General features: G+C 71.0%; 23 protein-coding genes and 2 riboswitches. Of the genes, 8 read left to right on the top strand and 15 right to left on the bottom strand.

Annotation, left to right across the window (positions count from 1 at the left end; genetic code table 11):
* Positions 1 to 200 precede the first annotated feature (200 nt).
* Complete coding sequence (locus V6V47_RS00525) at positions 201 to 1,142, top strand: hypothetical protein (protein WP_334625896.1); 942 nt, start codon at positions 201 to 203, stop codon at positions 1,140 to 1,142.
* A 71-nt stretch (positions 1,143 to 1,213) separates the two neighbouring features.
* On the opposite strand, the gene V6V47_RS00520 is transcribed toward V6V47_RS00525, so the two are convergent.
* The 14 genes from V6V47_RS00520 to V6V47_RS00455 all read right to left on the bottom strand — a co-directional run bounded on the left by V6V47_RS00520 (position 1,214) and on the right by V6V47_RS00455 (position 15,749).
* Entirely contained in the window at positions 1,214 to 1,546 is a 333-nt protein-coding gene (locus V6V47_RS00520; protein WP_334625895.1) for a putative quinol monooxygenase, read from the bottom strand.
* Positions 1,547 to 1,668: 122 nt separating this feature from the next.
* Positions 1,669 to 3,087 carry a WGR domain-containing protein gene (locus V6V47_RS00515; RefSeq protein WP_334625894.1) on the bottom strand — a complete coding sequence of 473 codons (1,419 nt, stop codon included), beginning with the start codon at positions 3,085 to 3,087 and terminating at the stop codon, positions 1,669 to 1,671.
* 171 nt (positions 3,088 to 3,258) lie between these two features.
* Positions 3,259 to 4,062: a methyltransferase domain-containing protein gene (locus V6V47_RS00510; protein ID WP_334625893.1), complete on the bottom strand. Its 804-nt coding sequence runs from the start codon at positions 4,060 to 4,062 to the stop codon at positions 3,259 to 3,261.
* A 33-nt stretch (positions 4,063 to 4,095) separates the two neighbouring features.
* Positions 4,096 to 4,866: an ABC transporter ATP-binding protein gene (locus tag V6V47_RS00505; protein ID WP_334625892.1), complete on the bottom strand. Its 771-nt coding sequence runs from the start codon at positions 4,864 to 4,866 to the stop codon at positions 4,096 to 4,098.
* Positions 4,866 to 5,609: an ABC transporter ATP-binding protein gene (locus tag V6V47_RS00500; RefSeq protein WP_334625891.1), complete on the bottom strand. Its 744-nt coding sequence runs from the start codon at positions 5,607 to 5,609 to the stop codon at positions 4,866 to 4,868. Before V6V47_RS00500 ends, V6V47_RS00505 begins: the two co-directional genes overlap by 1 nt.
* A complete protein-coding gene (locus V6V47_RS00495) occupies positions 5,606 to 6,637 on the bottom strand; it encodes a branched-chain amino acid ABC transporter permease (RefSeq protein WP_334625890.1) in 1,032 nt (343 codons plus the stop codon). The genes V6V47_RS00500 and V6V47_RS00495 overlap by 4 nt, the downstream gene beginning before the upstream one ends.
* Positions 6,634 to 7,530 (bottom strand): branched-chain amino acid ABC transporter permease, encoded by an 897-nt coding sequence (locus V6V47_RS00490; RefSeq protein ID WP_334625889.1) that lies wholly within the window; start codon positions 7,528 to 7,530, stop codon positions 6,634 to 6,636. The genes V6V47_RS00495 and V6V47_RS00490 overlap by 4 nt, the downstream gene beginning before the upstream one ends.
* Entirely contained in the window at positions 7,527 to 8,720 is a 1,194-nt protein-coding gene (locus tag V6V47_RS00485; RefSeq protein ID WP_334625888.1) for an ABC transporter substrate-binding protein, read from the bottom strand. Before V6V47_RS00485 ends, V6V47_RS00490 begins: the two co-directional genes overlap by 4 nt.
* 48 nt (positions 8,721 to 8,768) lie before the next feature.
* A complete protein-coding gene (locus V6V47_RS00480; RefSeq protein ID WP_334625887.1) occupies positions 8,769 to 9,173 on the bottom strand; it encodes a roadblock/LC7 domain-containing protein in 405 nt (134 codons plus the stop codon).
* Between the two features lie 17 nt (positions 9,174 to 9,190).
* Positions 9,191 to 11,587, bottom strand: coding sequence for a sensor histidine kinase (locus V6V47_RS00475; RefSeq protein ID WP_334625886.1), 2,397 nt, complete (start codon positions 11,585 to 11,587; stop codon positions 9,191 to 9,193).
* A 252-nt stretch (positions 11,588 to 11,839) separates the two neighbouring features.
* Positions 11,840 to 12,319 carry a helix-turn-helix transcriptional regulator gene (locus tag V6V47_RS00470; RefSeq protein WP_334625885.1) on the bottom strand — a complete coding sequence of 160 codons (480 nt, stop codon included), beginning with the start codon at positions 12,317 to 12,319 and terminating at the stop codon, positions 11,840 to 11,842.
* Between the two features lie 267 nt (positions 12,320 to 12,586).
* Positions 12,587 to 13,879 (bottom strand): cytochrome P450, encoded by a 1,293-nt coding sequence (locus V6V47_RS00465; protein WP_334625884.1) that lies wholly within the window; start codon positions 13,877 to 13,879, stop codon positions 12,587 to 12,589.
* Between the two features lie 449 nt (positions 13,880 to 14,328).
* Positions 14,329 to 14,823, bottom strand: coding sequence for a hypothetical protein (locus V6V47_RS00460; RefSeq protein WP_334625883.1), 495 nt, complete (start codon positions 14,821 to 14,823; stop codon positions 14,329 to 14,331).
* The gene (locus V6V47_RS00455; protein WP_334625882.1) at positions 14,820 to 15,749 is read right to left on the bottom strand and encodes an acetamidase/formamidase family protein; all 930 of its coding nucleotides are present in this window, start codon (positions 15,747 to 15,749) and stop codon (positions 14,820 to 14,822) included. The genes V6V47_RS00460 and V6V47_RS00455 overlap by 4 nt, the downstream gene beginning before the upstream one ends.
* A gap of 29 nt (positions 15,750 to 15,778) precedes the next feature.
* Between V6V47_RS00455 and V6V47_RS00450 the strand changes: the two genes are divergently transcribed.
* The 5 genes from V6V47_RS00450 (at position 15,779) to V6V47_RS00430 (ending at position 20,846) form a co-directional block, all read left to right on the top strand.
* Positions 15,779 to 17,365, top strand: a complete 1,587-nt coding sequence (locus tag V6V47_RS00450) for a nucleotidyl transferase AbiEii/AbiGii toxin family protein (RefSeq protein ID WP_334625881.1) — start codon at positions 15,779 to 15,781, stop codon at positions 17,363 to 17,365.
* A gap of 122 nt (positions 17,366 to 17,487) precedes the next feature.
* Positions 17,488 to 19,569 (top strand): lectin, encoded by a 2,082-nt coding sequence (locus tag V6V47_RS00445; protein WP_334625880.1) that lies wholly within the window; start codon positions 17,488 to 17,490, stop codon positions 19,567 to 19,569.
* A 43-nt stretch (positions 19,570 to 19,612) separates the two neighbouring features.
* Positions 19,613 to 20,083 carry a hypothetical protein gene (locus V6V47_RS00440; protein WP_334625879.1) on the top strand — a complete coding sequence of 157 codons (471 nt, stop codon included), beginning with the start codon at positions 19,613 to 19,615 and terminating at the stop codon, positions 20,081 to 20,083.
* A 77-nt stretch (positions 20,084 to 20,160) separates the two neighbouring features.
* Positions 20,161 to 20,640, top strand: coding sequence for a DUF2975 domain-containing protein (locus tag V6V47_RS00435; protein ID WP_334625878.1), 480 nt, complete (start codon positions 20,161 to 20,163; stop codon positions 20,638 to 20,640).
* Entirely contained in the window at positions 20,640 to 20,846 is a 207-nt protein-coding gene (locus tag V6V47_RS00430; protein ID WP_120783492.1) for a helix-turn-helix domain-containing protein, read from the top strand. Before V6V47_RS00435 ends, V6V47_RS00430 begins: the two co-directional genes overlap by 1 nt.
* Before the next feature lie 74 nt (positions 20,847 to 20,920).
* Here V6V47_RS00430 and V6V47_RS00425 read toward each other — a convergent pair whose 3' ends face one another.
* On the bottom strand, positions 20,921 to 22,354 hold the full coding sequence (locus V6V47_RS00425) for a prenyltransferase/squalene oxidase repeat-containing protein (protein WP_334625877.1): 1,434 nt from the start codon (positions 22,352 to 22,354) through the stop codon (positions 20,921 to 20,923).
* A 103-nt stretch (positions 22,355 to 22,457) separates the two neighbouring features.
* A riboswitch (cobalamin riboswitch) is annotated at positions 22,458 to 22,587 on the bottom strand.
* A 61-nt stretch (positions 22,588 to 22,648) separates the two neighbouring features.
* Positions 22,649 to 22,763, top strand: a riboswitch (cobalamin riboswitch).
* Positions 22,764 to 22,856: 93 nt separating this feature from the next.
* On the opposite strand from V6V47_RS00425, the gene V6V47_RS00420 reads away from it, so the two are divergent.
* Positions 22,857 to 25,568, top strand: coding sequence for a prenyltransferase/squalene oxidase repeat-containing protein (locus V6V47_RS00420; protein WP_334625876.1), 2,712 nt, complete (start codon positions 22,857 to 22,859; stop codon positions 25,566 to 25,568).
* Positions 25,565 to 26,467, top strand: coding sequence for a hypothetical protein (locus tag V6V47_RS00415; RefSeq protein WP_334625875.1), 903 nt, complete (start codon positions 25,565 to 25,567; stop codon positions 26,465 to 26,467). The genes V6V47_RS00420 and V6V47_RS00415 overlap by 4 nt, the downstream gene beginning before the upstream one ends.

Genomic DNA, 26,467 nt, shown 5'->3' with positions numbered 1-26,467 from the left:
GCGCCGTCACCGACGGGAGCGAGGCAGGGATCGCGATATAGTGGGCGTGGCAGTGCGCCTGCCCGCGCCCGATGTGGTGGCCCACGCCCGACCACACGCGAGGGGCCAAGAGTCTCCGACTCCGCGCAATCGTGCCGACCTTCGGCGTGCCGGTCACGCCGCCTGTTCGGTGCAGGGCGTGGGGCTGCACCGGAGGCGCCATGTCTGATCACAATCCTCGTCAAGCCCCCCGCTCGGGGCGTGCCCGCACTCGGGCGATCCGGGAGCAGGCCGCCCGGACCGGCGTCGCCTACTCGGTGGCTGCCCGGCAACTCGAGGCGGTCGGTCTCCAGCCCGGCGAAACGCTCTCCAGCTACGGGCGGACGATCTATCCGATCGGCTTCGACCCGTACCGCGAAGTGCTTGTCGGACGCCGCGAGCGGCGGACGTTCGCGCAGCGGGTGGCGGACACCCGACGGGCCGCGACCCTGCCGGACGGCCGGGCTCACCACCTCGTCGAGCGTTATCCACCCACGCGGGGGTTGCCGGGCAGCGGGGTCGGCCGGCTCTACCACGGCGAGTGCCGGCAGGATCTACTCACGATGCTCTACATCGTGGTCGCAGTCGAGTCACCGGGCCTGCTGCCCGCTGTGGGGGACCTCGCCTGGGTTGCTGAGCTGGGCGAGGACACGGCGCTCGACATGACCTGCGCCGAGGTGGACCGTGAGGCCCGCCGGCTGCTCGACCGTGAGCCGACAGCGCTCTGGTCGGCGATCGAGACGGCGTTGACCACCGCCGAAGGCAGCGCGGACCGGCAGCTCCGCCAGGAAGCGATGCGGCAAGCAGCGCTCCTGCGCACCATGATGACCCCACGCGAGGGACACGCGGGGGAGCTGTACGTGCAGGGGATGCCGATAGCCGGTGCCCGGCAGATCCTCGACGCGCTGCTCATCGTCGCCGACGACGGACATGCGCCGGGCACCCGCGTACGGTTGTGCGGTGAGCCGGATGAGGTGCGGGCGGGCACGATCATCGGAGCCCGGTGGGGGTCGTCGGGCCCGCCGGTGGGCTATCTCGTCTGGCTCGATGACGCGAAGGCGGAGCTGTCGGCCCGCGCCGACCAGCTTATCGTCCTGGCCGGACAGGAGTCCCTTCCGCGTTGAATCAGGACGCTCGCGCCAGTGCGGACCAAGGCTTCTGCGTCCGTCAGGTCGCCGGGCAGCCTGGCCCTGCGTCAGCGGCCCTCGGGGACGGCCATCTCGCCGAGCTGCGACCAGTCCTGCTGCGGGACGGTGACGCTCACGATGCGCGGCGTCTCGGCCAGGTACGGCGGCAGATCCTCCTGCGCCTTGCGGAAGTGGGCGGACTGCACGTGTGCCCCGCCCGCCTCGTCGTCGCGAAACGCCTCGACCAGCACGTACTCGGTCGGGTCGTCCAAGCTGCGGGACCAGTCGAACCACAGGCAGCCCGGCTCGGCCCGGGTCGCGTCGGTGAACTCGGCGGCGATCCGCGGCCACTCGTCGGCGTGCTGGGGCAGGACGCGGAACTTTGCGGTAATGAAGATCATGCCGCTCAGGCTACCCAGACGCTTCGGTGAACACACGCCCTGACCAGCGGTCGAGACCGGAATGCCAGACGCGGAGCCCGCGCCGGCCGAGGGCCGGTCGCGGGCTCGCTGCGGTTGCGGGGTCAGCGCAGCCGGCGGATGTCGCCGTACGCCCGGTAGAACCCACCTCGACCGGACTCGCGGACCTCGGTCACCAGGTAGCGGGCGCCCGGCTCGCGGATGCCCTTCGGGAACTGCACGGACCAGTCGCGCTGGAAGCCGTCGGAGAGCACCTGGACCCGCAGCCGCCCGCGATCGTCGATGCACTGCACGATCACGCCCGTGCCGGCGTCGCTGGTCACCTCGACCACCGTCGGTTCGACGGTGCGTGGCGCCTGGCGGGGTGCCTTGACGTCCAGAACCTCCGGCACGTCCCCGACCTGGGCTGCCCGGATCGCCGGCTCGCTGGCGTCGATGCAGGCCAGCTGGCCGCCGGTGGTGACGACATAGAGCCGGTCGCCGTGGTACTGCATGGAGTACGCCGAGCCGCAGCCCGTGCCGAGCTTCCACAGGCGGGTGCCCGCCTCGTCGAAGCAGTAGATCGAGGACTGGCTGTCACCGGCGAAGACGTACCGACCGCCCTCGGCGGTGGCGCAGGAGAACACCGGGGCGTCGCACCGATAGGTGCTTTCGACACGACCGTCCTTGGCCAGCCGGACGACCTCGCGGGTGCCCGTGCCGGCGAACACGCTGCCGGGCTCCTGCCACCCGAAGAGCACCGACCCCGTCTGGGTGTGCCAGAGCTCGCGGCCGGTGCGCCAGTCGTAGCCGGTCACGCCCTTGGAATGACCGTGGTAGAGCGCGTCGGTGTCGCAGCGCACCATCCAGGCGGCACGACCCCGCCCGGGCCGCTGCCAGAGGAACTCGTCCTCGTGGTCGATGGCGGCGATCCCGCCGTCGGCGTCCGAGACGCCCAGGACGCCGTCGTGGATGTCCAGCCAGTAGATGTCGATCTCGGGGGCGATCGCGTACGCCACTCGGGGCACCTTGCCGGAGAGGTCGTAGACGTTGCCGTCGTCGCAGCCGGCGTAGATCCAGGCGTCGTCGGCGACGATGCACTTCACGCCGTCGGGGAGACGGACCTGGCTGCGCACCTGGGCGTCGTGGCCGAGGGTGGTGATCACCCCGTGCTCGTTGCCCACCATGCAGTGCTGCTCGTCGACGAAGATGCCGAAGGCGGGGGCACCGGAGTTGTAGCGCCAGAGCACCGGGGCGGTGTGGGCGGTGGAGCGGGTGCTGACGATCGTCCGCCGGGAGACGCTGCGCTTCGGTCGGGCGCCAGGGACCGCCGGCGCGTACCCCTTGCGGACCTTTTCCCCGATCTTCTTCGCCGCGGCTGCCCGGGCCCGGGCGTTGTCCGGGTAGGAACTTGCCTTGACCTGCCCCTGGTCGCCGATCCGGCCGTAGCGCACGGTCAGTGTGACGTCCTCGACGGCGACCTCGTAGAACTTGTGCGCACCGTCCGATTCGGACAGCTCGAGGTAGGTCGTCTCCTGGGACATGGGGGGCCTCCGAGGGGGGTCAGCGACCGGCCCGAGGTGGCCGGCGCGGCGACAGCGACCACACGCTAACCACCGCCCCCGACAAGATCGGCCGGCAGCCACCACCCACCCCGCGAGCCAGCCTCCTAGGACGCTTTAGGGGGTGGGTGGTGAGCCACGGCGCCACACAAATCAGGCCGGCCGGCGGCCCCGCGTCGAGACGAAGTGGTACGACATGACGGCGAACGCGGGGTCGCGGACCAGCTTGCGGAAGGCGGTCAGCTGGCTGGCCGACAGGCCCGCCGCAAGCAACTCCGGCTCCAACTGGCGGGAGTTCGTCTCGTAGAGCGACGTTCCGGTCGACCCGCCGGCCCAGCTCTGCGAGTGGGTGATGCTGTCGACCTCGGTCAGACCGGCGAGGGTCATCTCGGTGTGCACGTCCAGCGCCCACCCGAGGTCGGCCCCATGCTCCTCCAGGATGCCCATCATGGCGTCCATCACCTGCGCGAAGAGCTTCGCCGCGTCGTCCGACGGCGCGGTCAGCACCCGCACCGGCGTGGTGCAGTCGAACTCCTCGACGACCAGCCACCCGCCCGGTGCCAGCGCGCCGGCGAGTGTGCTCAGGACGCGACGCCGGTCGGGCAGGTGCAGGAGCAGCAGGCGGGCGTGGATCAGGTCGAACGCGTCCCCGGGTGGCGCTTCGGTGCGCACGTCGTGCTGGCGTACGCGCAGGTTGCCGTTCGCCACGAGATGCGTCGGGTCGATGTCCGTGGCCAGCACCTGACCGTCGTCGCCGACCGCCCGCGCCATCCGCCGGGCCATCGAGCCACCACCGGCCCCGACCTCCCAGCAACTCGCCCCCAGATCCAGGACGGGACGAGCCAGGCGACGCATCGTGATCGGGTCCAGGAAGGACTCCAGCGCGTGCATCTGCGGGACCGCGTCCGGTGAACCGTTGTCAAAGGTGTACGTATCGTCGCTCATAGCGGTTGCCATCGGTGTCTGCCTCTCCGAACAGGGTCAGGTGACCTACGGGGTGTCGGCCCAGAGCTGAGGTGGTGTGCCAGTCGCCGGCGGTGGCGGTACGCCAGCGACGCTCAACATCGCCGCCAGCGGGGCAGGATCGGTGCGGGCCTCGGTCGTCGGCCGGTCGTAGACCACCCGGCCGTACTCCAGCACCGCAACCCGGTCCGCGATCTCGATCGCGTGCTGGAGCTGCTGCTCGACGAGCAGCACGGTCAGCCCATCGGCGGCCAGGCCAGTGATGAGCTCACGAACCCGAGCCGCGAGGTCGGGGGAGAGCCCCTCACAGGGTTCGTCGAGCAGCAGCACCCGTGGTTGACCGAGCAGCGCACGGGCGATCGCGAGCATCTGCTGCTCCCCACCGGAGAGCTCGCAGCCGCGGTGGCGCAGCCGCGCCGCGAGCCTCGGCAGCAGGTCGAGGATCCGGGCAACCGTCCAGCCCTCACCGCCGGGCGTCGCCGCCCGCCACGGTGCGGCCGCCAGAGCGAGGTGCTCGGCGACGGTCAACCGGGAGAAGACCCGCCGGCCCTGCGGGACGAGGCCGACCCCGGACTGGGCGATGCGATGTGGTTGCCGGCCGGCAACGTGCACACCGCCGATCTCGATCCGACCGCTGGAGGCTCGCACCAGCCCGGCGATCGTGAGGACGAGTGTGCTCTTGCCCGCCCCGTTGCGGCCGACGACCGCCTGGATGCTGCCCGGATGCACCCGCAGGCTCACCTCGTGCAGCACCGTGCCACCGGCGTAGCCGGCGCAGAGCCGCTCCACGCACAGCATCAGGCCACCCCGTCGGCGTAGGCCTGCCGCACCAGCGGCGAGGTGCGGATCTCGTCCGGCGTCCCGGCGGCCAACGTCTGACCGTCGCGCAGCACGGTCACCGTGTCGCAGAGGGCGTACACCAGATCCAGCCGATGTTCGACCAGCAACACGGCGACGGCCCTGGGCAGCGCTTGGAGCAGCTCCATCAGTCGGCCGACCTCGGTGGCGGACAACCCGGCTGCCGGTTCGTCGAGGAGCAGCAGGCGGGGGCGACCGGCAAGGGCCATCGCGATCTCCAACTGGCGTCGTTGCCCGTGTGCGAGGTGTCCGGCGGGCACGGCCGCGACGTCGGCCAGGCCCATCCGGTCCAGCAGGGGACCGGCCCGGTGGTGCGCGGTACGCCGACTGTCGCCGGGCCACCACCTGCGCCGTCGGATGATCCGGGGCAGCGCGGCGACCACGACGTTCTCGGTCGCGGTGAGCGTCGGAAAGACCGCGGGTCGTTGGTGGATCCGGTTGATGCCACGACGGGCCCGCGCCGCCGGGCCGAGCCGACTGATGTTCCGTCCGGCGAACCGCACTGTGCCGCGGTGGGGCTTCGTCGCCCCGCCGATCACGTTGAGCAGGGTGGTCTTGCCGGCTCCGTTGGGCCCGATGAGCGCGTGCCGCTCACCATCGTGAACGCGCAGGTCGACGCCGGTGAGCGCGCTGAGCGAGCCGTAGCGCACGCTGACGCCTTCGGCGCTGAGTAGCCACGTCATGCGCGTAGCTCCGGCACCGGGGCGTGGTCACGGGCGGGCGCGGCGGCGTCCGGTCGGCTCGGCGGGGCGATCGGCGGACGCCGCCTGCCGCGCGTGCCGCGGACCCGGTCGACGCCGGTGGGCAGCAGGTAGACCGTCGCCACGAACAGCGCGCCCAGCACCAGCGGCGCGTGGCCGGGCAGCACCCCGAACAGCCAGTCCCGGACGGCGATGACGAGCGCCGCGCCGATCAGGGCGCCGCCGACCGAGGCGGTGCCCCCGATGACGACGCCGAGCAGCAGCAGAGCGGAGGTGTCGAAACCGAAGTCCGCGGGGGAGATGTACTGCTGGGCGACGACCAGCAGCGAGCCGGCGCCACCCGCGATCGCGCCGGCGGCGATGTGCACGCCCGACAGGTGCAGCGGCACCCGGTGGCCGCTGGCCCGCAGCCGCGTCTCGTCGTCCCGGCCCGCGCGGAGCAACAACCCTGCCCGGGTACGCAGCAGGAGCAGCACCGCGCCGACCAGTACGGCGACCACGATCAGGATGTACAGATAGCGCGCCTGATCGCTGGCGAGGGGCGGCAGGCCCCAGAACGGTCGGACCGCGGGAATGCCAGCCAGCCCGTCCGTGCCGCCGGTCACCGAACGCCATCGACCGAGGACGGTCACGACGAGTTCGCCGATCGCCAGGGTGATCATCAGGACGATCACCCCGCGGGCGGGAACGACAAGTGGCACGGTCAGCGCGGCGAGTACCGCTCCGGCGCCCGCCGCGACGGCGAGCTGGACGACGCCGACGTCGGAGATCTGGCTGCCGAGGACGGCGCAGGCGTAGGCCCCGGCCGCGTACGGTGCGGTCTGGCCCAGGGTGGGCATGCCGGCGACGCCGGTGAGCAGCGCCACGCTCACCCCGACCAGCCCCAGTGCCAGCGTCCGGGCGAGGATCGCCGCAGTGTAGTCGTCGACCACCCAGGGCGCCACGACCAGGCCGGTCAGCACGACTGCCGCGACGGCGCCGCGCACCCAACGGATCACCTCGTCCCTCATGTCGCCCTCCACCTGGCGGCCAGGCCCCGCGCTCGTACGGCGAGGACGGCGGCCATGGCCGCGAACAGCAGGAACGGTGCGGCGGACGGCAGCAGCGCCACGCCCAGCGTCTGGATCTCCCCGATCGCGAGTGCCGCGAGCAGGGTGCCCGCCATGGAGCCGAGGCCACCCAGGACGACGACCACCAGGGACAGCAGCAGCACGGTGTCGGCGGTGTCCGTGCCGGGGCCGATGATGGGCGCGCCCAGAACGCCGGCCGCTCCGGCCAACGCGCCGGCGGCGGCGAGCACACCGGCCCGGATCCGGCCGGGGCTGACGCCCATGCACGCGACCATCTCCGGGTCGTCGACGGCGGCCCGGACCAGCATCCCGGCCCTGGTACGTCGGACCGTGAGGTAGAGCCCGGCGGCGATCAGCCCGGCGACCACGATGAAGACCAGCCGGTAGGCGGCGTAGCGGTGGCCGGCGACGACCACCGACCCGTCCAGGGCGGCGGGCACGTGGACCTGGGGGTCGTCGGGCCCGAAGCCGGCGACGAGCAGGCTGCCGCCGGCCAGTGCCACCCCGAAGGTCAGTAGCGCCTGGGTGAGGTGGTTGCCGGTGGCGACCGGGGTGAGCAGGCCGGCGAGCAAAACGCCCGCCGCGGTGGCGGCCAGCACACCGACCGCCAGCGCCAGCGCCAGGCTCGCCCAGCCACCGTCGAGCACGGCGGCGGCGGTGTATCCACCGATCGCGTAGAGCGTGCCGTGCGCCAGGTTGAGGATGTTGGCGACGCCGAAACAGAAGACCAGGCCCGCCGCGGCGACGAAGACGAGCAGCCCGTAGGCGACTCCGTCCAGCGCCGGTATCAGGTACGGGTCGATCCGGTTCGTGCCGGCCGCCACCGCGATCACCGGCCGATGGTCGCGAGGTCACCCACGACGGTGTTGGACAGCGCCCGACCGTCCTGGCGGACCTGCCGCAGGTACCACTTCTGCACGGGGGAGTGCGTGGCGGTGGAGAACTGCCAGGTGCCGCGCGGGCTGGAGATCTGGCCGAGCTGGCCGATGGCCGCGTTGATGGACTCCGGAGTCGGGTCGCTCCCGGCGGCACCGATGGCCCGGTCCAGCACTGCCGCCGCGTCGTAGGAGGCCAGCGCGTAGGTCGTCGGTGAGCCGTCGTGCTTGGACTTCCACGCCGCGACGAAGCCGCGGTTCTCGGCGTTGTCGAGGTCGGGCGAGTAGTTGAGCACCGAGTAGATGTCCCGGGCTGCCTCGCCCTGGGCGTTGAGCACCCCGCCCTCGGTGAGGAACCCGGCCGCGTACAGCGGGACGTCCTTGATTTCGGACTGCGCGTACTGCTTCACGAAGTCGACGGCGGCGCTGCCGGCGTAGAAGGTGTAGACCGCCGCCGCGCCCGAGGCCTTGATCCGCGCGAAGTACGGGGTGAAGTTGGTCGTGGTCGGGAAGGGCGTGAAGGTGGTCTTGCCATCGGTGTTGGCGAGCTTCCCGCCGATCTTCCCGAACGCGTCGGTGAAGCCGCGCAGTTCGTCCCAGCCACCCTGGTAGTCCGGGCCGATCGCGTAGACGCTGCCTGTCACGTTGTCCTTGACGTGTTGGGCGATCGCGGCCCCGGGCTCGTCGGAGAGGTACGACGTGTGCCAGACCCGGCTCACGTCCTTGAGCTCCGGCCGGCCGTTGGAGCCGACGAGCGGCACCTTCGTCTCGTTGAGCAGGGGGACGACGCCGGCGACCGAGCCACCACCGACGATGCCGGTGAGCGCGAGCACGCGGTCCTGCTTGAGCAGCTTGGTCGCCGCCGGCACCGCCGTCTGGGCGCCGTTGCCCTCGTCGGCGACGACGAGGTCGACCTTCCGGCCGCCGAGCTTGCCGTCGTGGGTGTCCAGGTAGAGCTCGAAGCCGCTGCGGATCTCCTTACCGACGGCCTCGTACGTGCCGGACATCGACGCGAGGAGGCCGATCTTTATCGAACCGCTGGCGCTCGTGCCGGGCCCGTCATCGGCGCAGGCCGTGCTGACGGTCAGCACGAGCGCGAGCATCGTGGCGGTGAGGGCACGGCTGCGCCGAGGGTTGGTTGAAGGCATGTCTTCTCCAGGGGAAGGGGTGGTTCTCCGGCGTGGGGTACCGGGATGTCAGCGAGTGCGGGCGAGCGCCGCTCGGGCTGCGGGGGTCAGTGCGTCCCCGATTCGGTTGGCCAGTTCGGTCATTTCGTAGGAGACCTTGCCGACGTCGCACTCGGGTGCGGCGAGCACCAGCAGCGAGGCGCCGTCGTTGAAGGCCATCGAGAACATGAAGCCGCCCTCGAGCTGTGTGACGTTGGAGATCACGGCGCCGGCGTCGAAGAAGGCCGCCGCGCCGCGCAGCAGGCTGACCAGGCCGCTGCCCGTCGCGGCGAGCTGGTCGGCCCGGTCCGGCGGCAGGTCGCGGGTGGCGGCCACCATGAGGCCGTCGGCGGAGATGGCGATCGCATGGCTGACCTCGGTCGCGCGCGCGGCGAAGCTGTCCAGCAGCCAGCCCAGGTCCTGTTGGTCGCTCACGTGGTCTCCCTGTCGGGTTATTTGTTGCCGAGGTTGATCGGGGTACGTCGGCGGGACGCCACTCCACGCGCGTAGGCGGCCATCGCCGTGGCCACCTGGGCCGGGTCGCGGTATTCGGACCGTTGCTGTTGTTGCGGCACGGTGACGCCGCCGGGTACGAGGTGCCGCTGTGGCTGTCGCTTGGGCAGGCCGGTCTTGGTGGTCGTGGCGACCTCGGGCGTCTGCGCCTGGGCGGCCGTCTGCCACGCCTCGTCGGCCGGGCTCGACCACTCCTGACTGTCGTGGCCGTCGACGACGTCGTTCTGGAACCAGTGGTTCACCTGTTCGAAGATGAGCAACTCCTCGGTCGGTGCCTCACCCCGGTTCGTCGGCGTGGGCGTGGGTGCCGGCCGGAACACCGGTGCCGCCGGCAGCGTCCGCTCGGCGGGGGGCCGCCCGGCGGTGGGCTCCGGGCGGGGCCGGTACGGCGGTGGGGGTACGTGCGTGCGGGCCGACCGCCGCGACAGGCGGCCGGGTGCGAGCACGTACTCCTCCGGCGGCAGCGACCGGATCATCGCCGCGGGCAGCGTGGCCTCCGCGAGGGTGCCGCGCCGAGGGCCGCGGCGCAGTTGGACGGTCGCGCCCAGCCGGCCGGCGAGCTGGCCCACGACGACCAGTCCCATCGCCCGCACGGCGGCCACGTCGATGGCCGGTGGATGGGCCAGCAGTTCGTTGAGTTGCTGTAGCCGTGGCGGGGACAGGCCCACGCCCTCGTCGCTGATCTGGACGATGACCCGGTCACCCAGGCTCCGGCCGCTCACCCACGCTTCGCTGCCCGGCGCCGAGTACGTCGTCGCGTTGTCCATGAGTTCGGCGAGGAGGTGGACGACCTCGTCGACGGTCTTCGCGGCGACGGCGACGTCGCCGTCGACCATGCCGATCCGGATCCGGGCGTAGTGCTCGATCTGTGACAGTGCCGCCTGGAGCACCTGCTGCAGCGGGACGTCGTGTTGGCGGACCCGGCCCACGCCGACGCCGCCGAGCACCAGCAGGCTGGCGTTGATCCGGCCCATCCGGGTCGCCAGGTTGTCTAGGGTGTACAGCTGGTGGAGCCGATCGGGGTCGGTCTCGTCGCGCTCGACCCGGTCGACCTGGGCCAGCACGGCGTCGACCAGTCGCTGTTCGCGGCGGCTCAGGTGGATGAAGATGTCCGCGGTGTTGGCGCGCATGACGGCCTGCTCGGCGGCGGTTCGCACGGCGGCCCGGTGCACGGCGCTGAACGCCTGGCCCAGCTCGCCGATCTCGTCGTCGCTGGACGGCTCGAGTGCCGTGGTGGACTGCTGACGGGCGAACTCGTGCGGGTCGACGGTGGAGCTGTCCGGGCGTTGGAGTCGGGCGACCACGGCGGGGAGCTGTTCGAAGGCGACGGCGTTGGCCGCGTCGCGTAGCCGCCGCAGGCGCCGGGTGATCTGCCGGGCGACGGCCCAGGTCACCAGCGCGGTCAGCAGCAGCGCCAGGAGGACGCCGACCGCCTCGGCGATGGCCCGGCGGCGCTGGTCGACGTACGCCCCGCGGACGTCGTCGAGCACCGCGACGTCGACCCGACCGCGCAGCTCGGACAGGCGGGCCGCACGTTCCTGGGTCGTGGACACCCAGGCTGGGGTCTCGAGCTGCAGTCGCGTCCCGGGCTGGGCTCGGGACACCTGGTCCTGCATCCGTTGCAGGGCGAGCGCCTCCTTGCCGGTGCCGGCCTGTTCCCACCAGACGCTCCACTCGGGCGGGGCCAGGGCCAGGAACGAGAGGCTGGCGTCGATGTAGCTGGTGCGTGCGGCGGTGATGTCCTGCTGCATGGCGGGGGTGAGTTCGCCGGCGGCGACCGCGCGCAGCACGGCGACCTGTTGTTGCCCGATCGCCTCTGCCGTCTTCGAGAGTGCCGCCGAGGCTCGGATCCCATCGGCGAGATTGGCGTTGACCACGCCGTGCGAGACGTTCTCCCGGAAGTTGATCAGGTCGGCGATCACGATGCGGTAGCTGAAGGTCATCGCCGAGACCGAAGCCTGCGCTGCCGTGCGCACCTGGGTACGCAGCGGGGCGAGGCCCTTCAGCGCGGTGTCGATGTTGCCCAGGAGGGCCCGGCTCGCGTCGCTGTCGGCGGGCACCCGGTCGCGTTGCCGTTGGTAGCGGGCGACCGCATCGTCGGTGGCGGCCATCTCGGCGCCGAATGCTTCCTGCTGCGGAGGGGCCGCGTAGGTGAGCAGATCGGCGGCGGCGATGCGTTCGCGTTGCAGCCGGTAGGCCAGGTCACCGGCCTCGGTGCCGAGGCGGGCAAGGACTTCCAGATCGCTGGCGCGGGTGGTCTGGCGTGCGCTCTCGGTGAGGGCGAGACCGGCGAATCCGATCACGGCGACCAGCGGTGCCGCGACGATGAGGCGCATCCGCCCGGCTATCTTCCAACCGCGCCGACGGGTCGGGTAGGGTCGGGCCGCGTGGGACTTCGTGCTCGACGCCAAGGTTGACTCCCACGACTCGTCGACGACGGTCTATTTGCACGTTGCCGAATGCAAGTCCCATTCCGCCGGAACCCGAGCCCAGAGACCAGACCTGGCCGTGGTACAAACTGCCCGTACCAGCATCTGTACCCAGAGTCAGCAAGGTGCGGCGAAGCGGCGGCGATCCGGAGCGGCGAGTCAGCGCTGGTCGTCGAGGGGGTCGGCGGTCTGGCGCCGTCCGTGGTCATCCGGGTCGGGCTGACCGCTGAGCACCTGGCCGATCAGCTCCCGCAATTCGTCGATGGCGTCCACCATGGCGCCCGGGTCGCGCGCGTCGCGCCGGCTGCGCTGGCGCGGCACCGACGCACCCTGCGACGGTGTGTCCGGGGATCGGGGGCCTCGGCGGCCGTCGGCCGCCAACTGTTCGGCGGCGACCTGCGGCCACAGCGCTGCCAGCCGGCCGTCGGTGTGGAGTACGTCGTCGCAGCGATCCGCGAACTCCTGACTGCCGAAGCGGCGGCCCGACTCGACGGCCGCGACGGTCTCCCGGCTGAAGCGCACCAGGTCGGCCAGTGCTCGCTGGGTCAGCCCTCGTCTGATGCGGCAATTGCGCAGTTCCCACCGGAACCGCTCACTGGCTGCGGAGTGAGCAGTGGTCGACGGGGGAGTGTGCTCCATGTGCTCACCTTCATGGCACCAGCGAATCAGCAGCAGGTGTCAGATCGAGACCTTGCGATGGGCCGAAAATTCATAGAGGACAATTCTTAACCCTGGATCCGTTGGGTGTGAAGACGTTCACCGACATTGATCCTCATGGAATGCGCTGCCGGACCCCGCACGGGCACCTGCGGCGCGGTCGGCGCGGCAGGCTCCGGTCGGCCCGCTTCAACCCGAGTCCGTCCGCAGGCCAGCGCCGCTGACGTTGCGGACGGACCCGGGTCACCGTCAAGCGGCACGCGCCTCGGCGCTCACGGTCCCGGAAGCCACCGCTTCGTCGGCTGGCGCCAGGACATCGACTATTGCGGGAAGCGTGTGGTGGGCGCGGAACGCAACATTGGGCTTGAATGAACGATGTTGCTCGGGTGTCAGCCGGAGGCCAGGAATGGCTGCCGCGAGTCGAGTGAGGGCGACCTGAGCCTCGAGACGTGCCAATGCCGCGCCGATGCAGAAATGCGGTCCGTGGCCGAACGACAGCTGGTCCCGTACGTCGGGGCGGTTCGGGTCGAACCGGTCCGGATGGGCGAAGACCGCCGGGTCCCGGTTCGCCGCTCCGATCAACAGCAGGCAGCGAGCCCCCGCCGGTATGGTGACCCCTCCCAGGTTGGCTTCCTTGTTGGTCACCCTGAGCCAGCCGTCGATGGAGGGTGCGAACCGCAGCGCCTCGGCCACGAAGTCGGGCACGGATTGCGGGTCCGTGGCAATCTCCCGCCACCGTTGCGGGCTGGACAGCGCCTGGTCGAGAGCGTGCGCGAGCAGGCCGGCGGTGGTCTCGTGCCCGGCGACCAGGAGGTTGAAGGCGATGCTCGCCACCTCGGTCACCGTCAGCACGCTGTCGTCGCCGTTGCGATAGGCGAGAGTGCGGCCGATGTAGTCGTCGCCGTGGTGCCCGCTGTCGACCCGTTGCTGGACCAGGTCCTGGCAGTAGCGCCAGAAATCCACCAGACCCTGCGCCAGACGGACCTGTTCGGCCGGGTCCGGCTGCCCCCAGATGAGAGCGATCTGGCCGTCGGCCCAACTCCTGATGCGAGCGATGTCGGCGTCGGGCACGCCGAGGATGTCCAGGACCACCAGCAGGGGGAGCTCGGTGGCGAACTCCGGGATGAGGTCGACCCGACCGCCCTGGCGGGCGACCAGTCGGGACACCAGCTGGTCGACCCGACGACGGACGATGGCGCCGTATTCGGCCTCGACCCGGTCGGGCGTGTTGGCGAAGGTCGCCCGCAGGGCCTGGCGGGTCCGGGGGTGCACCGGCGGATCCGCGGCGGCGGTCGTCGGTGGCGCGTCGAGTTGCATGATGACGCTCATCGCCTCCGGGCAGACCTCGTAGATCGGAGCGAGGGTGAGCGCGTTGCCGAACGTTGCGACGTCAGCGAGGGCGCGCCGGACGTGCGCGTGCCTGCTGATCAACCACAACCCCAGGTCCTCGGCGTAGTGCACCTCGTCCGGATCGTCGAGAATGCGTCGCCACACACTGGCCGGATCGGTGAGATAAACCCCGTTGAACGGATTCAACCGCATGGAACGCCTCCTGATGCACCGTGCGAAACCGGTAGCGCCCGCATATAGCACATCATCTCAGCCGGGCTGATAATGGTGTGCGTCACCTTCCCCTTACGGTGCGCCGACCTGCTGCACAAGTCAAGATTGGTCATCGTCAATTTAATTGGCGTCGATAATTGCGGGGTGCAACAGACACGGCATCCCCGGCCAACTGCAAGTTGCGAAATGGTCCTTGCCGGTTTCCGCCCAGCTGTGCAGGTCAGAACGGGTGTGCCGAGACCTGGTGCCGAGCGCCACGCCGGTGCTGCCTGGCCGCCACGGTGCGGCCGACCGAACGGGGGTGGGCCCGGTTGGACCGACCACGACGGACGGTGGGAATGCCAGGGTGTCGCATTCCCTCCACACCGGGAAACGACCCCCGCGACGGAGAGTGACGCGTATCCGGCTGCTGATCCGGGCCGGGTCGCTCAGTCGTCGGCGGCCACCATCAGGGCCATGGTGCGGGCCGCGTGGTCGATGACGACAAACTCGTGGAACTCATTGTGCACACCGCCCCAGTCGTGGAAGGCGGCCCGGCCGAGGTCACGCAGTTGGTACACGCGGTCCGCGGCGTGTAGCGGGCGGTACACCTCACGCTGGAGCTCAGGCCGAAGATGCTCGGGTAGTGGGGCGAACTGCTCGGCCCAGGAACGCAGATGCCTTTCGACGCCCTCAGCCTCGACGTGGGTATAGCAGTCGGGCGTGATCCGGTCACGCCAGTACGGGCCGTGTCGCTCCGGGTCGCTACCCAGAACGGAGGCGTAGTTGTCGCCGAACCGTTCATCGCGAATCAACGCGGCGAGCAGAGCCGTGTCCGACGCACCGGTTTCCGGCAGTTCGTAACGGTGGATGTGCACCCATTGGAACGTCTGGTTGGCGAAGTTGATGAAGACATGACCCGTGTGGACAAGGGGGACGGTCATCTCAGCAACGCGCCGTCGCGGAGCACCGCGTGTGCACCGACGGTCTGGTTGACGATCTGCGTGACCCGTACGTCGACCGCGACACTGGCCAGCGCGACCGCGTCCGGGCGGCTGACGGCGTACAACCGCTGCATCAGGGTCAGCATCGAATCCAGGGCCATGAACGTGGCGTCGTCGAGAGACGCCCCGACGCCGAGGGTCAGCCAGGCGTCCGCGGTACGGGCCACCGGGCCGGTGACCGGAAAGTCGTCGCGGACGTCGAAGGTCAGTGTCACCTCGTCCATCGGGCACTCGATGGCGGTGCCGCCGACCTCACCGTCGCCCTGCGCGGCGTGCCCGTCGCCGACCGAGAACAGCGCCCCGTCGACCGGGATCGGCAGCAGCAGGGTGCTGCCGGCGGTCAGGTCCTTGCAGTCCAGGTTGCCGCCCCAGGGTCGAGGCGGGATCGTCGAGTGCCGCCCGGGCTCGGCCGGGGGCATGCCGAGGACCCCCATGAACGGCCGCAGCGCGAGCGTGTGGCCATGCTGGTTACGGCCGGTCATCGCCACCGGGTCCAGCGTCCAGGCGTGCACGACGCCGTCCGCGTCGACGCCGTACCGCTGGTTGAACTCGCTCGGCCAGCCGCCGGCCACGGTGGTGCCCCAGGTGGCCGGGACGACCGCGTCGATGCGTACCTCAAGGGTCTGGCCGGCGTGGGCACCGCGGACCGCGACCGGCCCGATCAGCGCATGGCCGTGGTCGGGCTGATGTTGCGGGGCCCGCGGCCGGTCCCGGTTGGGCCCGCCGGGGTACGGGCCGGCCGACCACCAGCAGTCCAGGGTCCGGTAGGTGACGCTGTCGCCGGGGTCGATGGTGAGCACCGGCGCGAAGTCGGGTGAGAAGTGGCCGTGCAGGGTCTCGTCGCCCGGTGTGAGCGTGTGTCGCATCTGCGCAGGCTAGCCGTACGGTGGGTGCTGTGTCTGGGGACAGCTTGGTGGACGATGTCAGTGGCGACTTCGAGGTGCACATCACCGTGCCCGAGTGGGACGCGGGCAAGGTGGCAAGCTTCGCCGAGAACCACGGGCTGAAGTACACCCACGTCGTGCTGGACCAAGGCGAGACACCGTCGCAGCCGATGCTCACGCTGACCGGGTCCGGTTCGCTGCGCCAGCAACGCGATGGCGCATATCAGTGGGCGGCGCGGCTACGGGCCACCGGCCTCGGCGTCGCCCGGGTGAAGATCGAGGCCGTGCCGTGGGCACACGGGGTGCCGATCAGCGACGAGGACGCCGCAGCCCAGCCGCCGGGCCGGTATTTCGAGCACCACGTCAAGTTGCTGCTGCCCGCCGGGGTCGCCACGGTGGTCGCGATGACCGAGGTGGCTGAGCGGCACGGTGCGCGGCTGTCGCGCAACGCTCGGCGGACGAGAGACGACGGGCGGCAGGAGCGGTTCGTCACCCAACGATGCCACCAGGTCGGCCTGCACACCGCCAAGGCCCGGCTCGACGATCTGGTCGCGGCCCTGCGTGACACTGGCCAGGACATCGTCGCCGTCGAGCAGGAGTACGTGGTGTTCGACGACCGGATGGAGCTCGACGCGGGCTGGCTGACCCAGTCCGGACGGGCCGGTTGGCAGGTGGCGTTCGAGAACAAGGCACGGTCGGCCCCCGCGGGTAAGTCCGGTTACCCGGCCACCTACCAGCCGTTGCCGCCGCAGACCGGGCTGCGGCAGCGAGCCGCTTTCGACCCGGCGGTCAAGCAATACGTCAACGCCTACGGAGCGGGAGAGCCCGCGTTCACCGACGCCGAGGCGGGCCAACGGTGGTACGCCGCCCGACGCGCCGCGATGCGCCACCTGATCAATGTCATCGCCGACACGCCCTGGGCGCAGCACCTGGTCCTGCGGGGCAGCGTCACCATGTCGGCGTGGTTCGGCGCCGCCGCGCGGGAGCCCGGAGATGTCGACTTCGTCGTGACCCCCTTCTCCCTACACATCGGCAGCGGCGAGGCCGAGGCGATGCTGGCAGGCGTCCTGGCCGCCCTTCGGGACCGGCCCGGTGCCGGGCTGAATCCGGACCTGGTGGAGACGAGCGACATCTGGACGTACGAACGGGCCGACGGTCGGCGCCTCGTCATCCCGTTCAATGCCGCCGGCGGCCCTTCCGGAACTGTGCAGGCCGACTTCGTCTTCAACGAACACCTACCCCTCGAACCCGTCACGATCCGACTGGACGGCGTTGAACATCCTCTGTTGGCGGCCAGCCCAGCACTGTCGTTGGCCTGGAAGCTCATGTGGCTCGCCACGGACCGGTACCCGCAGGGCAAGGACCTCTACGACGCGACCCTGCTCGCCGAGCACACCAGCGTGGGCCTGCGACTCGTGCGGGACCTGCTCCGGGCGGACCTGGGTAGCGAAGCCGACAACTTCGCCGCCGAGTCGGTCCTCAGCTGGGACGTCGACTGGGAGAACTTCACCGACGAGTACCCCGGCATCTCCGGCACCGTCACAACGTGGAAGCGTCGCCTGGCTCTCGCCCTCGACCGAGGACTTATTGATCGTTGAGATCGGGCCTACTCGTCCGGTCATCACCCACGCGGCTCGGGATTATCGGGACACAACGTTGACATTCCGACGCGCCTCGCCTTCGATGTTGATATCGCTCTATGTCGACACGGTGAGGACGAATGCGAATGTTCGCGTGGACCAACTCGCTGCGGTCACGTCCGCAGGCACTGGCGGCAGGCGTCGCCGCAGTCACCCTGCTGACGGTGGCCGCCGGGGTGCCAGCGGCGGCGGCAGGCCCCTCGACCGTGGTCAGCGCGGCCTCCGGCCGCTGCCTGGACGTCGTGGGCAACGTCCGCACGGCCGGTGCCGGCATCAACATCTACGACTGCAACGGACAGGCCAACCAGGCGTGGACGCTCACCGCCGCCGGAGAGCTTCGGGTGTACGACGCCTCGATGTGCCTGGACGTCGTCGGTCAGGACACCACGGCCCCGGCCGCTCTGCAGATCTACGGCTGCAACGGCGGGAGCAACCAACGGTGGCGGGTCAACTCGGACGGCTCGATCGTCGGCGTGCAGTCGGGCCTGTGCCTGGACGTGACGGGCGGCAACACCGCGAACGGCACCCTGGTCGGCCTCTGGACCTGCAACGGACAGAGCAACCAGAGGTGGACGACGTCCCTGGGGTCCAGCGACGGTCAGGCACCGACGGTGCCGGGCAACCCGCGGGTGAGCGGTCTGACGTGTGACTCCGTGACCTTCGCGTGGAACGCCTCGACGGACAACGTCGCGGTGGCGTTCTACGACATCTACCACGATGGCCAACTCATGAAGTCGGTGAGCGGCGGCACGCTGTCCACCGGTCTCACCGTGGTCCCCGGGGCGACGTGGGGCCTCTACGTCAACGCGCGCGACGCCGCCGGCAACGTCTCCCAGGCCAGCACCACGGTGACCATCACCCCACCGCAGTGCCAGGCCGACACCGTGCCGCCGTCGGCGCCGACACAGCTCACCGGTTCGGCGTCGGGCACCACGGTGACCCTGGGATGGGGCGCCTCGACCGACAACGTCGGGGTCCGGGCGTACGACATCTTTCGCGACGGCGTCAAGGTCGGCACGGTCACCGGCACCCCGCCGTCCACCAGCTTCATCGACAGTGGGCTGGCCGCGGCCAGGAGCTACCAGTACTACGTGGTGGCGCGCGACGCGCAGGCCAACGTCTCGGCGCGCAGCGGCACCGTGACGGTCACGACCGGCGCGGCGTGCGGCAACCCGGTGTGCACCGTACGGCAGGTCACCACCGACACCGACATCCCGTGGGGCCTGGTGACGCTGCCGGACGGCACCGTCCTCTACAACCGCCGCGACGCGCACGACATCATCCATCTCAACCCCACCACCGGCGCCAAGACCACCGTGGGCACCGTGCCGAACGTGCAGAGCACCGACGGCGAGGGCGGCCTGCTGGGGCTCGCCATCTCCTCCAGCTACAGCAGCGACCGCTGGCTGTACATCATGCACACCTCACCGAACGACAACCGGATCGTCCGGATCAGGCTGGAGAACGACCGACTCAACACCGGCACCGAGCAGGTCCTGGTCAGTGGCATCCGGCGCAACAAGTTCCACGACGGTGGACGCCTGCGTTTCGGCCCGGACGGCAAGCTGTACGCGAGCACCGGTGACGCGCAGAACGGCAACTACGCGCAGGACACGTCGGCGCTCGAGGGCAAGGTCCTCCGGCTCAACCCGGACGGCAGCGTGCCGTCGGACAACCCGTTCGGCAACTACGTGTGGAGCTACGGCCACCGCAACCCGCAGGGGCTGGCGTTCGACGCGCAGGGTCGGCTGTGGGAGCAGGAGTTCGGCAACTCCATCATGGACGAAACGAACCTGATCACCCGAGGCGGCAACTACGGTTGGCCGGCCTGCGAGGGCACCAGCGGCGCCTGTGGCACCGCCGGCTTCATCGCACCGGTACGCACGTACCCCACCGCCGACGGCTCCTGCTCCGGGATCACCATCGTGCGCGGGGTGCTCTACGTGGCCTGCGCGCGGGGTGCGCGGCTGTACCGCGCCGTGATCAGCGGCAGCGGCCTGACCAACGTGCAGACGTACTTCAGTGGCACCTACGGTCGGCTGCGCACCGTGGAGCCCGCTCCGGACGGGGGGCTGTGGCTCACCACCACCAACCTCGGCGACAAGGACAGCACCCCGAACAACAGCGACGAACGGGTCCTCCACGTCACGCTCGGCAGTTGATCGGGGGCGAGGGCTGAAGGAGACCCCGCACTAGGGTGTGGCAATGACGACCGGGCCCCGGGAGGCGGAGACGCAGATCGGTCCAATCGGCGCACTGCTGTGCCGAGTGATGTTCCTGGCGATCTGTCTGCCCGGCCCGGTCCTGCTGTTCGTCGCCGTATCGCAGCGCGCGACTCTGTCTGCCACGGACCATTGGGGCCTGCTCGTCGGGGGCCTGCTGGCGACGATCGTCGGCGGTGGCTTCGGCGTTTGGGGCCTGCGCCTGGTAGCTCGTTCGCGACGCGACGGGCGGCGGCTCGCCGCTGCCGGTGTCGCCGCGACGGCGGAGATCCTCGCGGTGGCCGACCACTCGAACGGGGAGGAGTCCGGGCTGAAACTCCGCCTGCGGATCAGTGGTGCCGGGTTCACCACCTTCGAGGCCGACGCGATCCGCGCTGACGATTCGGCCCTCGTGCCGGGGGCGTTCCTGGCCGCGGTCGTAGAGCCGGAGGAACGTGTCTTTTCGCTCGTGTAGCCGTCTCGCGGCGGAGCACGCCCACGACGACCAGGGAACCGATTGACTTTCGATAGGTAACGAGCGAAACTCGATGCATGGTTGTCAAGCATCGGGCCGTAGCCCTGCTCCGAGTCTTCCTCGTGCTCCTGTTCGGGATCCTGGTCGTGTTCCAGACCCTCTCGCTGCCCGGGCAGTTCGCCTACATGGCGAAGGAGTCGCCGAACGACGCCCACCTCCGGTGGCCGCTGACCGCCGTGACCGTGTTCTGGGTGCTGTGCGTGCAGGTGGTGATCGTGGCCACCTGGAAACTGCTCACCCTGGTCAAGAACGACCGCATCTTCACCGAGGCGTCCCTGAAGTGGGTGGATGCGATCGTATGGGCCATCGCGGCCGCCTGGCTGGTGCTCGTGACCGTCTTCCTGCTGGTCGGGTTCAACGCCGATGATCCAGGGCTGCCGATGGTGCTGTTCCTGCTGACGGTCGGTGTCACCGTGTTCGGGCTCCTGATGGTGGTGCTGCGCGAGCTGCTGCGGCAGGCCACCACGCTGCGTACCGACATGGAAGCGGTGATCTGATGCCCATCGTCGTGCGCATCGACGTCGAGTTGGCCAAGCGCAAGATGAGCGTGGGGGAGTTCGCCGAGCGCGTCGGGCTCACACCGGCGAACGTGGCCGTGCTGAAGAACGGTCGGGCCAAAGCTGTCCGGTTCAGCACCCTGGAGGCCATGTGTCGGGTGCTCGAGTGCCAGCCGGGTGACCTGCTCGAGTGGGTCGACGAATAGGTCGGGCGGCAGACCCGACGCAGGTGTGGCCAGCGGCGCTGCGCCGCTGGCCACACCTCGGTACAGCGCGTCGGTCAGGCGCCGTAGCGCAGGTAGATGGTGTCCCCCACGGCGACGGTCGTGCCGCGGGTCGCGGTGGCGAGCGCGCCGCCGTCCTTGGCGACCTTCCAGGTGGAGGTGCCGCTGTTGGCGAGGCCGTTGATCGAGGTGATGGTGCCGGTGCCGCTGGTGGGGTCGACCGCGGTGACGCAGCCGCTGGGTGCGGCGGTGCCGATGGCGGCGTCCAGGACGGTGCCGAGCGTGGTGGTGGCGGCCGTCGGGGTCAGGGTGACCGCGCAGGGCTTGATGGTGCCGCTGCCGTTGTCGATGATCACGGCGAGCCGGGTGGCGGTGCCTGCGGTGAATCCGCTGGCGGCGACCCAGGTGGGGGCTCCGGCGGTGACCGGCGTCGGCGGTGCGGCCGTGTAGCCGCCGCCGGCCAGGGCGCGGACCGCGTCGATCGAGGCGTACGCCGATGGGGTGGTGTTGGTGGTCAGGTACTTGAACCCGCCGCCGGCGAGCTGCTGCGCGCGCAGGAAGTCGATCGGGGTCTTGCCCGCGACGGTGGTGAAGTCGCTGCCCTGGCTGGGGATGCCGCAGGCGTTGAGCCCGGAGAGGGCCCACGCGTTGGAGTCGGTGTTGCCGCCGAACGACGAGCTGAACGCGCCGGAAGCGTTGACGAGCTTGCCCTTGAGGAAGTTCTTCGCCTGGACGACGTCGGTGTCGGTGTTGGGTACGCCGGCGACGCAGAGGGCGGCCAGAGCCGCGCCGGTCATGTCGATGTCGCTGGCCGCGGCGAGCTTGGTGGGGTTGCCCTCAGCCTGGCTGAAGGTCCAGCCACCGTCGTCGTGCTGGTTGTTGCGGATCCGGGTGACCGACAGGTCGAGCAGCGCCTGCGGTACGCGGGCGGCGCCGGTCTGGGTCTTCGCACCGGCCAGGGCGAGGGTGGCGAAGATGGTGCCGTTGAAGTTGGCCGGCGGCCCGTAGTAGCCGGCCGAGCCGCTCTGCCAGTAGGCGATGGTGTCGGCGACCAGGTTGCGGGCGGGGGAGACCCGGGCGGGGTCGATGCCGGCGGCGTACGCGTTCAGGAGGCCGCGCTCGTAGTCGGTGACCACGGGGGAGGCGCTGGGCCAGGACGCGGCGGAGAGCTGGTTGCGGTAGACGGTCCGGGCGTTCTTCGTCGTGTCGCCCGCGGGGTAGACGTCCACGGCGGCGACGCCGGCCGGGGCGAACGCGCTGAACGCCCACTCGTTGGACAGCCCGCCGGTGGCGTAGCCGCCGTCAGCGGCCTGCAGCGTCCGGAGGTAGGCGACGCCGTTGGTCTTGGCGGTGGTGATCTGCGCCGGGGTCGAGGTCGCGGCGGCCGGAGTGGCACCGGTCGCGACCGCGAGCAGCGTGGCGAGAAGTGCGGCCGGGGGAGTGGCCGCGAGGAGCTTCCGGCGGTTGCCGGAGCGAGGGCGGGAGGACATGGGTCTCCTTGGGGTGCGGGGCACGACTGCCTCGACCCGGAGCCCGGCAGCGACGCCGGCGGAGCGGGGCGGGCCGGCCGCAGGACGCGTGGGACGGATACCGCAGGTGCTGCGTCACCACGTGGGTAGTCGGGCTTGTGGACGGACGGGCCGTCCTCACCGTTGCGCGTCAGCCCCGGAATTCCACCGGGTTCCCCCACGCGATGACGCCGTCACGGTAAGGGACGAAGACCCCACCGCGCGCTGTTAGGTACGTGACACGGCCTCACGTTGACGGCGGTGTCGCCGCTGTGGTCCGATGGCGCCGATCCAGCAGTCAGGGGAAGCCGGTCAAAGTCCGGCACTGGCCCGCAGCCGTAGGTCCCGTACCGGGACGAGTCGGATTACCTGGCTGGATAGTGCACCGCAGCGTCGTCGAGGTACACGGCGCGGAGCCAGGTTTCCGGGACTCGTCCCCGGGGTCCGCGTCCGCGCCTGCGCCGCTACCCCCGAGAGAGTCACCATGTCCCCACTGGTCAGTCGCACAACGCGTGCTCACGTGCTGTGGTCGGCGATCGCCGCCGCCGTGATCATCGGCGCGTTGGCGCTCGTGGCGCCGAGCCGTCCGGCGAACGCCGATCCGCTGGACGCCTGCACCAACACCCAGGGCGCGATCGTCGCGGTCGACTTCCGAGCGTGGGGCGGGTCCGTGCTGCGGGGCTGCGACGCCACCCCGACCACCGGTCTGGACCTGCTGCACGAAGCGGGATTCACCACGACCGGCACGATGCACGACGGCCCCGGGTTCATCTGCCGGATCGGCTCACCCGACTTCGACGCCGGCGCGGAACACCCCACCCCCGCCGACGAGGCGTGCGAGCTGACGCCACCGGCATCGGCCTACTGGTCGTACTGGATCGCGCCGGCCGGGCAGGACCACTGGACGTACAGCGCGTTCGGCGCGATGACGCAGCGGCCGGCTCCGGGTGAGGTCGAGGCGTGGGTGTTCGGCGGCACCGACATCGGTGGCACGACGGGGGCGCCGAGCTTCACGCCCGCCTCGGTCCGCGCGAACGGCTCGACGCCGACTCCGACGCCGACCGCGACGGGTGGGCCCACCGACCCTCCGGCGGCGCCGACCGAGGCTCAGGTCAAGGCCGTCGCGAGTTATCTGGTGGGGCAGCTCACCGACGGCGACCACGTCTACAACGAGGCGTTCGAGGCGGTCGACTATCAGCGGACCATCGCCGTCGCCACCGCCCTGGCCGCGACGGGCGGGCAGGACCCGACCCTCACGAAGATCGTCGACTACCTGCGGGGACACGTCGACGCCACGATCTTCCCGAACGGCGTCTCCGCCGTGCCCCACACGGCCAACGCCGCCAATCTCGCGCTGCTGGTCACGATCACCGCCAGCGACCCGCGCGCGTTCGGCGGCCGGGACCTGATCGCCACGCTCACCGACCGGGTGTGCACCGAGACCGACTTCGACGCCGGCTGCGCTGCCGCCGGGGACTTCGCCGGCTCGTACGGACCGCAGACCCACGCGAGCGCGCTGCTCGCCCTCAAGCGGGCCGGCGTGACGCCGCCGACCGCGACCGTCACCCGCCTGAGCGGGCAGCAGTGTGCCGACGGGTCCTTCGCCGGGGTGTGGCTCGCCCCGAACGAACTCTGTGACCCGGACCTCGCCGCCACCGGCCTCACCGTCCTGGCGCTGCACGCGCTCGGCGGTCAGGACAAGCCGCTGGGCTCGGCGAGGACGTTCCTGACCAGCGCGCAGCAGACCGACGGCGGGTACCAGCCGTACACCGGGGCCGGGTTCACCGACACCTACGCCACCGGCCACGCCGCGCAGGCCCTGGCCGTGCTGGGCACCGCCGACCGGGCAGCCACGGCCGTCGGCTTCCTGGTCGGCCGGATCGTCAGCGGCGGCGGCCTGAACCCCGACCCGACCAACCCGGACGCGGACCTTGCCGCCACCGGCGCGGCCGCACTCGCGCTGGCCGGCACGAACCTCGCCGCCCTCACCCACCCGCTGGGCGGCCCCCCGCAGGCCGGGCCGAAACCCGACCTGGTCAAGGGGGTGACCTACCTCGTCGCGCCGAGCAACCTGATCGACGGCAAATACTACGAGTCGTTCCCCGGCTACCCCGACTTCGGGATGAGCATCGACGGGGCGTACGCCCTCGCCGCCACCGGTGGCGACGACACCCGGCTGCGGGCGATCGTCGAGTTCATCCGCGGCGGCGGTGCGGTCGGCGACAGCGGGTTCACCGTGGACACGTGGCTCGGCATCGGCACCGACTACGCCGCCGGCGGCGCGATCGGCAAGGTCGCGCTGCTCGCGCAGGTCGCCGGGTACGACCCCCGAGCCTTCGGCGGACACGACCTGATCGCCGCGCTGCACGAGGTGACGTGCGCCAAGCTCGACGCACAGGCCGGCTGCGCCGGCGCCGGCAACTACCGGTACGCCACCTCGGTGTTCGGGCAGTCGTTGGGCGTCATCGCGCAGCTTCGGGCCGGTCAGGGCGAGGCAGCGGCCGCGCCGGTGGCGTTCCTCAAGGGACTGCAGCGCGCCGACGGGTCGTTCCCCAGCCTCATCCCGGCCGCGGATGCCGACAAGGACGTCGACAGCACCGCGATGGCCGCGATGGCCCTGGCGATGCTCACCGACGACCAGGCGGCGACCACCGCCGTGGACAAGGCGCTGGCCTGGATCGCCGCGGCGCAAAAGGGGCACGGCGGTTTCCCGGGCGCGGCCGGTGACTCCACCAACTCCACCGCGCTGGCCATCCAGGGCCTCACGCTGCGCGGCAGCAGCTACCCCACCCAGATCGGCAAGGCTCTGGCGTTCCTGGCTGGCCAGCAGAACGACGACGGCGGCTTCACCGTCGCCGCCGGTGGTCAGGCTGGCTCGGACGTCCGCGCGTCCACCCAGGTCGTCGGCGGCGCCACCGGCGTCTCCTTCGCCGCCCTGACCCGCGACGTGCACGAGCTGCCCGGCACGGACCCATCGGGTACGCCGACGCCGACCGCGACGCCAACGCCGACGACGTCCTCGTCCGCGTCGCCCGGGGTGACCCCATCGCCGACCGGCACCCGCAACACCTCGTCGGGCCACCTGCCGCGCACCGGCGCGTCGATCGCGTCGATCGCCCTGCTGGCACTGGCGATCGTCGTCGCGGGCGTGCTGCTGCGGATCGCCGCCCGTCGTCGAGCGGTGGCCGACCAGTGACGGCGCACCGCTGGCTCCGGTCGGTCGCGGCCCTGGCGGTCGTCGCGGCGGTGGTCGCGCCCGCCGCGCCGGCGCTGGCCGACGCGCAGCCGATCGGGCAGTGCACGACATCGTCCGGGGTGATCCTCGCGGTGGACTTCAGCAAGTGGGGTGGGCCGCTGCTGCGGTCCTGCGGCACCACCCCGACCACCGGCTACCAGTTGCTCAACCAGGGTGGCTGGCGCACCACCGGTACGCAGCACGACGGGCCGGCGTTCATCTGCCGGATCGGGTACGCCGGTCACCGCGGCGGCACCCAGTACCCCACGCCGGCGGACGAGAAGTGCGGGCTCACGCCGCCGGCCAGCGCGTACTGGTCGTACTGGCACGCGGACCCGGGACAGAACAGCTGGGTCTACAGCCAGCTCGGCGCGATGAGCTACCAGCCCCGACCCGGCAGCGTCGACCTGTGGATCTTCGGCGCGACGGACATCGGCGGTACCCAGGGGCGGCCCCGGTTCAGCCCGGACAGCGTCCGAGCCCAGAACAGCAGGCCGATCAGCGCCACCACCGCTCCGGCTCCCGCCGCGCCCACCTCCGCCGGCCCCGGCGGCGGCAATCCACCGCCGGTGGACAACCCGGGTGGTGGCAACCCACCGCCCGGCGGTCCGCCGACAGGCGCCGTGGTGACCACGGCCCCGACCATCGCGCCGAGCGCACCGGGGACCGCGCCATCGGGTACGACGACTCCGTCGTCGAGCGGCACGGCGGACACGCCGCGCATCGTCGACGCGGCGCCGACTGCGACGGCAACCCACACGGACACCGGCTCGGCGCTGCCGGCGCTGATCACGGTGGGTGTGCTGGCCCTGCTCGCCCTGGCTGGCGGTGTCGTCGCCGCGCGCCGCCGCCGCACCTAA

Source organism: Micromonospora sp. CPCC 205539 (genome assembly GCF_036906815.1).
GTDB lineage: Bacteria > Actinomycetota > Actinomycetes > Mycobacteriales > Micromonosporaceae > Micromonospora.
This window is presented reverse-complemented; position numbering and strand designations above follow the sequence as displayed.